Genomic DNA, 6,050 nt, shown 5'->3' with positions numbered 1-6,050 from the left:
CGGGGTGGACTTCCAGCGCACCGATTTCGCGCTGCTCGCCCGCGTCTATGGCGGCCACGGCATCACGGTCTCGGGCCCGGGCGAGGCCGGCCCCGCGCTTGCCGAGGCGCTGGCCGCCGAGACCTTCACAATCATCGCGGTCGAGCTGCCCCGCCGCGCCTATGACGGGCTGTTCTGATGCAGCGGCCCGCGCGCAGCTTCTCGGACGTGCCGTTCGGCGCGCTCGACGCGCTCGACGCGGATGTCGCGGTGTTCGGCGCGCCCCACGGCACCCCCTACCGGCCCGGCAAGCCGAGCCACGCGGCCGCTGCGCCGGCCGCGATCTGGGGGGCGCTGGAATGGTATTCGGTGGCGCGCACGCATCTCGACATGGACACCGGCGGGCCGGTGATGGGCGCGGCGCAGGTCGTCGACCTGGGCGACGTGCCGGGCGGCGTGAGCGACGGCGCCGCCAACCGCGCGGCGATCCGGGCGACCGTCGAGGCGATCCTCGGCGCCGGCGCGGTGCCCTTGATGTTGGGCGGCGACGACTCGACGCCGATCCCGCTGCTTGCGGCCTTTGCCGGGCGCGAGATCGCCATCGTGCAGGTCGACGCCCATATCGACTGGCGCGACGAGGTCGACGGCGTCCGGCACGGCTTCTCCTCGACCATGCGCCGGGCCTCGGAGATGGGCCATGTGCGCCATATCGTGCAGGCCGGCGCGCGCGGCCCGGGCAGCGCCCGCGAGGCCGAGCTGGCCGAGGCCCGCGCCTGGGGGGCGCGCCTGTTCCCGATGCGCGAGATCCACGCCCGTGGCATCGCGCCGGTGCTCGAGGCGATCCCTCAGGGCTCGGACGTGGTGCTGTGCATCGACGCCGACGGGCTCGACCCCGGGCTCGTGCCCGGCGTGCTGCTGCCGGCCTTCGGCGGGCTGGGCTACCAGCAGGCGCTCGACCTGATCCACGGGGTCGCGGCGCGGGGGCGCATCGCCGGGGCCTGCTTCGTGGAGTACGTGCCCGGGCGCGACCCCACCGGCTATGGCGCGCAGGCGATCGCGCGGCTCGCCGCCAACGTGATCGGCGCGATCCGGCCCGGCAGGGCATAGGACGATCGGCCGCCACACCGGGTCGCGCCCGTTAACCACGGTCCGGGTCCACGGGCGACATTCAATGAACTCAATGACTTAACCACGTGTCCACGCGTGGACACCTGCGCCGCGGCCCCGCGCGCGCCCCCTCACGCGATCAGCAGCGCCCGGAAGTCGTTGACATTGGTCAGCGTCGGGCCGGACACCACCTGGTCGCCCAGCGCCGCAAAGACGCCGTGGCCATTGTTGTCGCGCAGCTCGGCGCGGGGGCCCAGGCCCGCTTCGCGCGCCCGCGCCAGAGTGTCAGGTCCGATCACCGCCCCGGCCACCTCCTCGGCCCCGTCCACGCCGTCGGTGTCGCAGGCGATGGCGTGCACCGGCGCGCCGCGCAGCGCGATGGCCAGCGCCAGCAGGAACTCGACATTGCGCCCGCCCTTGCCCTTGCCACGGACGGTCACGGTCGTCTCGCCGCCCGACAGCAGCACGCAGGGCCGCTTCAGCGGCTGGTCGTGGCGCAGCACCTGGAGTGCGATGCCGGCCATGACCTTCGCGACCTCGCGCGCCTCGCCCTCGATGGCGTCGCCCAGGATCATCGGCGTCACCCCGGCCCCGCGCGCCACCCCGGCGGCGGCCTCGAGCGAGAGCTGCGGCGCCGCGATGATCCGGTTGTCGGTGCGCGAGAGCCGCTCGTCGTCGGGCGCCGGGCAGTCCTCGCCGGCTTCCAGCCGGGCGCGCACGCTGTCGGGCACCTCGATGGCGTAGCGCTCGAGGATCTCAAGCGCGTCGCGCGGCGTCGAGCGCTCGCCGACCGTGGGGCCCGAGGCGATCACCGCCGGGTCGTCGCCGGGCACATCCGAGATCAAGAGGCCGACCACGCGCGCCGGCCAGGCAGCCGCCGCCAGCCGCCCGCCCTTGATGCCAGAGAGATGCTTGCGGACCACGTTCATCTCGCCGATCGCCGCGCCCGAGGCGAGCAGCGCCTGGTTCACCGCCTGCTTCTCGGCCAGCGTGATCTCGCCCGCGGGCAGCGTCATCAGCGCCGAGCCGCCGCCCGAGATCAGCGCGATCACCAGGTCGTCCTCGGCCAGGTCGCGCACCATGTCGAGGATGCGCCGCGCGCCCGCCGCCCCGGCCTCGTCCGGCACCGGGTGCGCCGCCTCGACGATCTCGATCTGCCGGCACGGCCGCGCGTGGCCGTAGCGGGTGATGACGAGGCCCTCGAGCGGGCCATCCCAGGCGGCCTCGAGCGCCTCGGCCATGCGCGCCGAGGCCTTGCCGGCGCCGACCACGATGGTGCGGCCCTTGGGGCGCCGGGGCAGGTGATCGGCCAGCACCGCCATCGGGTCGGCCGCCGCCACGGCGGCGTCGAACATGGCGCGGAGCAGGCTTTCGGGTCGGGAATCGTCGGGCTCGGTCATGCCCCCTTATCAACACGCGCGGCGTCCGGAGTCCACGGCTCCTCGCCGCGCGGCTGGATCTGCGGCCGCGCCGGGCGGCCCTCGCGCCAGGCGACGAAGACGCCGCCCAGCGTGATCAGCGCCATGCCGGCCACGGTCATGGGCACCGGCACGTGGCCCCACAGCACCACGTCGTAGAGCGACATGATGAACAGGTAGGAATACTCGAACGGCGCGATGCGGCTGGCGTCCTCGGACTGGTAGGCATGCACGCTCGACAGGATGCCGACCAGATGCGTCGCGGCGGTGAACACCATGAGCGAGAGCGCGAAGGCGGTGAGCGGGCGCCAGCCCTCGGTCAGGAAGGGCCAGAAGGCCCGCGTCTCGCCGGCCCAGGGAAGCTGGGGCACAACGAGCACGCCGAGCGCGCCCACGGCGACGAAGATCGAATTGTGCACCAGGCTGAGCCCCAGATTCGGCTCCTCGCGGCAGCGCCAGCGGGTGATGGTGATGCCCATGGCGTAGCTGGCCGCCGAGGCCACCGGCAGGAGCGCCACCGGCGTCCAGCTCTCGGTGCCGGGGCGGACGATCAACAGCACCCCGGTGAAGCCGATGATCACGGCGAGCGCCCGGCGCGGGCCGATCGGCTCGCCCAGCAGCAGCGCGGCCAGCACGGTGATGAACAAGGGCCCGGTAAAGAACAGCGCCGCGGCCTGCGACAGCGGCAGAAGCGGCAGCGAGGCGTAAAAGCACAGATAGGAGCCGCACATGAAGACGGCGCGCACCAGCGGCCAGCGCAGGCCCTGGGGCCGGAGCCGGCCGAGCTTGCCCAGCGCCGCGGCCAGCAGCGTGAGCAAGACCAGCGTGGCGGCCGAGCGCACCACCTGGAGCTGCCACAGCGAGACCTCGGGCGCGACCAGCTTCACCACCACGTCCTGGGTGGAGAAGGCGAACATCGCCAGGAGCACGAAGCCGATCGGCCGGCTGCCCGCCACCGCGGGCGGGGCGGCGTGCTGCAGGGTCATGGCGCGGGCGCCGGGCGGCCCGGCCGGGGCCGCGCGAGGTGGGTAAGGCCGGTCATTGTCATCCAGCGGAAAACCTGCGGATTTCAGGCTTGTGCCCGCGCGCCCGGCCCGTCCATCCTGCCAGCGGCACAGGCATGTCGTGTTCGGATCAAAACGGGAGGAGAGACATGGACAAGGCGCGCTTCGACAGGGGGCTCGCGCGGCGCAAGGCGACGCTGGGGGCCGACTATGTCGAGAAGACGCTGGCGAGCGCCGACGATTTCTCGCGGCCCTTCCAGGAGATGATGACCGAATGGTGCTGGGGCTTCGGCTGGGGCGACGAGGCGATCGACGAGAAGACCCGCTCGGTGATGAACCTGACCATGATCGCGGCGCTCAACCGCATGCAGGAGTGGGAGCTGCACCTCAACGGCGCCATCGGCAACGGCGTCAGCAAGGAGCAGATCCGCGCCATCATCCACGTCATCGCCATCTATTGCGGCGTGCCGGCAGGCGTCGAGTGCTTCCGCATCGCCAAGCGGGTCTTCGCCGAGCGCGAAATGGCCTGAGCGCCGCATGGCCTGAGCGCAATATGGCCCGAGCGCACCCGGCGGGCGCTAGCTCTTGGTCGCCGGCGCCGGCGGCGTGTGCTGGCGCCGCGCCGCTACGGCCTCGCGGTGCGAGATATAGGTGACCGCGCCCACCACCAGGGCGCCGCCGAGCACGACGAAGGGGTCGATGGGCTCGGCGAACAGCACCACGCCGAGCACGGCGGCCCAGACCAGCTGCAAAAACGTGATCGGCTGCGTCACGGTCAGGGGCGCGGCCTCGAAGGCGCGGGTCAGCACGTAGTGCCCCGTGGTGGCGACGGCCGCCGTCAGGGCGAGCCAGCCGACCTCGGCCAGCGTCGGCGTACGCCACACGATCAGCCCACCGGGCAGCAGGGTGAGCGTGCAGAACAGCGACAGCATGCCGACGATCACCGAGGGCCTGACCTCGCGGGTCAGGCCCTTGGCCATCAGGTAGGAGCCGGCGAACAGCGGCGCGGCGCCGAGCTGCGCGAGATGACCCGAGGTAATCTGGGCAAAGCCCGGGCGCAGGATCACCAGCACCCCGACAAAGCCCGCGACCACTGCCATGATGCGCCGCAGGTGCAGGCGCTCGCCGAAGAAGACCGCGGCGCCGATGGTGACGAAGATCGGCGCGGCGTAGCCGAGCGCCGTGACCTCGGCAATGGGGATGCGCGCCATGGCGTAGAACCACAGGATCACGGCCAGCCCGTGCAGCACGCCGCGCAGCGCAAAGCGGCCCATCAGCGCCGCCCGGGGCCGGGCCCCGAGCAGCGAGCGGAAGGCGGGCAGAATGAACAGAAGCCCGAAGCCGTAGCGGATGAAGGCCGCCTCGGGCGCCGGAATCCCCGCGCCCAGATGGCGCACGATGACGGTGACGGCGACGAACAGCACCGTGGTCACGAGCATCCAGCCGATGCCGACCAGCGTGCGATCGGGCGCGGCCGAATCTGCGGCAGTCGAATTTGCGGCGGTCGAGTTTGCGGCGGTGGGGGCCATCGGCTCTCCGTTGGCGGGGGCGCCGCGACAGGCGGCGGGGAAGCAGGCGCGGCTCAGGCGCCGCAGACGGGGCAGTCGGCACGCTTGGCCAGGCGGATGGTGCGGGTCTCGGCCAGGAGCGCATCATAGAGCAGCAGCCGGCCGTCGAGGCTGGTCCCGGCGCCGGTGATCAGCTTCACCGCCTCGACCGCCTGCATGGCGCCGACCACGCCGGCCATGGCGCCGAGCACGCCGGCCTCGGCGCAGGCCGGCACCAGGCCCGGCGCCGGCGCCTCGGGGAAGATGCACTCGTAGCAGGGCCCGCCCGCCCAGGGCCGGAAGACCGAAAGCTGCCCCTCCCAGCGGCCGATGGCGGCGAAGACCAGCGGCTTTTGCAGCCGCGCCGCCGCCCGGTTCACCAGATAGCGGGTGGCGAAGTTGTCCGAGCCGTCCAGCACCAGGTCGTAGGCGCCCAGTATCCCGGCGGCGTTGCCCTCGTCGAGCCGCGCGGCATGGGGCACAAAGGCGACGTGGGGATTGATCCGCTTGACCGCGTCCGCGGCGCTGTCGACCTTCGGCCGGCCGATGTCGCCGGTGCCGTGCAGCACCTGGCGCTGCAGGTTGGACAGGCTCACCTCGTCGAAGTCGACGCAGCCGAGCGTGCCGACGCCGGCGGCCGCGAGGTAGAGCAGCGCCGGCGAGCCCAGCCCGCCGGCGCCAATCACCAGCACGCGGGCGGCCTTCAGCCTCTGCTGGCCCGGCCCGCCGATCTCGTGCAGCACGATGTGGCGCGCGTAGCGCTCGAGTTCCTCATCCGAGAAGGCGGGCATCGGCAGACCCCTCCGCGGTGTTCCGGGGCGCGGCCGGCGCTGTCCGCGGCCGCCCCGTTCTTACAGCCCGTCGAACAGCGGCGTCGAGAGGTAGCGTTCGGCGAAGCTCGGCAGCACGGCGACGATGCGCTTGCCCGCCATGCCGGGGCGCTCGGCCAGCTCGACCGCGGCGGCGACCGCGGCGCCCGAGGAGATTCCGCCGGG

Annotated in this window: 6 protein-coding genes and 1 pseudogene; 3 read left to right on the top strand and 4 right to left on the bottom strand. The window is 72.9% G+C overall.

Annotated features, from left to right (window positions below; translation table 11 throughout):
* Positions 1–4 precede the first annotated feature (4 nt).
* Both AC32QD_RS13840 and AC32QD_RS13835 read left to right on the top strand, forming a co-directional pair.
* Positions 5–178, top strand: coding sequence for a thiamine pyrophosphate-dependent enzyme (locus AC32QD_RS13840; RefSeq protein ID WP_492011092.1), 174 nt, complete (start codon positions 5–7; stop codon positions 176–178).
* On the top strand, positions 178–1,086 hold the full coding sequence (locus AC32QD_RS13835) for an arginase family protein (protein WP_492011091.1): 909 nt from the start codon (positions 178–180) through the stop codon (positions 1,084–1,086). The genes AC32QD_RS13840 and AC32QD_RS13835 overlap by 1 nt, the downstream gene beginning before the upstream one ends.
* A 131-nt stretch (positions 1,087–1,217) precedes the next feature.
* Here the strand turns inward: AC32QD_RS13835 and AC32QD_RS13830 are convergent, their stop codons facing one another.
* Both AC32QD_RS13830 and AC32QD_RS13825 read right to left on the bottom strand, forming a co-directional pair.
* Complete coding sequence (locus AC32QD_RS13830; protein WP_492011090.1) at positions 1,218–2,486, bottom strand: glycerate kinase type-2 family protein; 1,269 nt, start codon at positions 2,484–2,486, stop codon at positions 1,218–1,220.
* Positions 2,483–3,490, bottom strand: a complete 1,008-nt coding sequence (locus tag AC32QD_RS13825; protein ID WP_492011089.1) for a DMT family transporter — start codon at positions 3,488–3,490, stop codon at positions 2,483–2,485. The genes AC32QD_RS13830 and AC32QD_RS13825 overlap by 4 nt, the downstream gene beginning before the upstream one ends.
* A 167-nt stretch (positions 3,491–3,657) precedes the next feature.
* Here AC32QD_RS13825 and AC32QD_RS13820 point away from each other — a divergent pair, with 167 nt between their 5' ends.
* Positions 3,658–4,038, top strand: a complete 381-nt coding sequence (locus AC32QD_RS13820; RefSeq protein ID WP_492011088.1) for a carboxymuconolactone decarboxylase family protein — start codon at positions 3,658–3,660, stop codon at positions 4,036–4,038.
* A 48-nt stretch (positions 4,039–4,086) separates the two neighbouring features.
* On the opposite strand, the gene AC32QD_RS13815 is transcribed toward AC32QD_RS13820, so the two are convergent.
* Together AC32QD_RS13815 and AC32QD_RS13810 are read right to left on the bottom strand one after the other, a co-directional pair.
* Positions 4,087–5,037 (bottom strand): DMT family transporter, encoded by a 951-nt coding sequence (locus tag AC32QD_RS13815; protein ID WP_492011087.1) that lies wholly within the window; start codon positions 5,035–5,037, stop codon positions 4,087–4,089.
* A 53-nt stretch (positions 5,038–5,090) separates the two neighbouring features.
* Positions 5,091–5,891 (bottom strand): annotated as a pseudogene (locus AC32QD_RS13810) (HesA/MoeB/ThiF family protein); the annotation flags it as partial.
* Positions 5,892–6,050 lie beyond the last annotated feature (159 nt).

This window comes from Thermohalobaculum sp. (assembly GCF_058622915.1).
The sequence above is the reverse complement of the archived record's forward strand: the minus strand, read 5'-3'. Positions and strand labels throughout refer to the sequence as shown.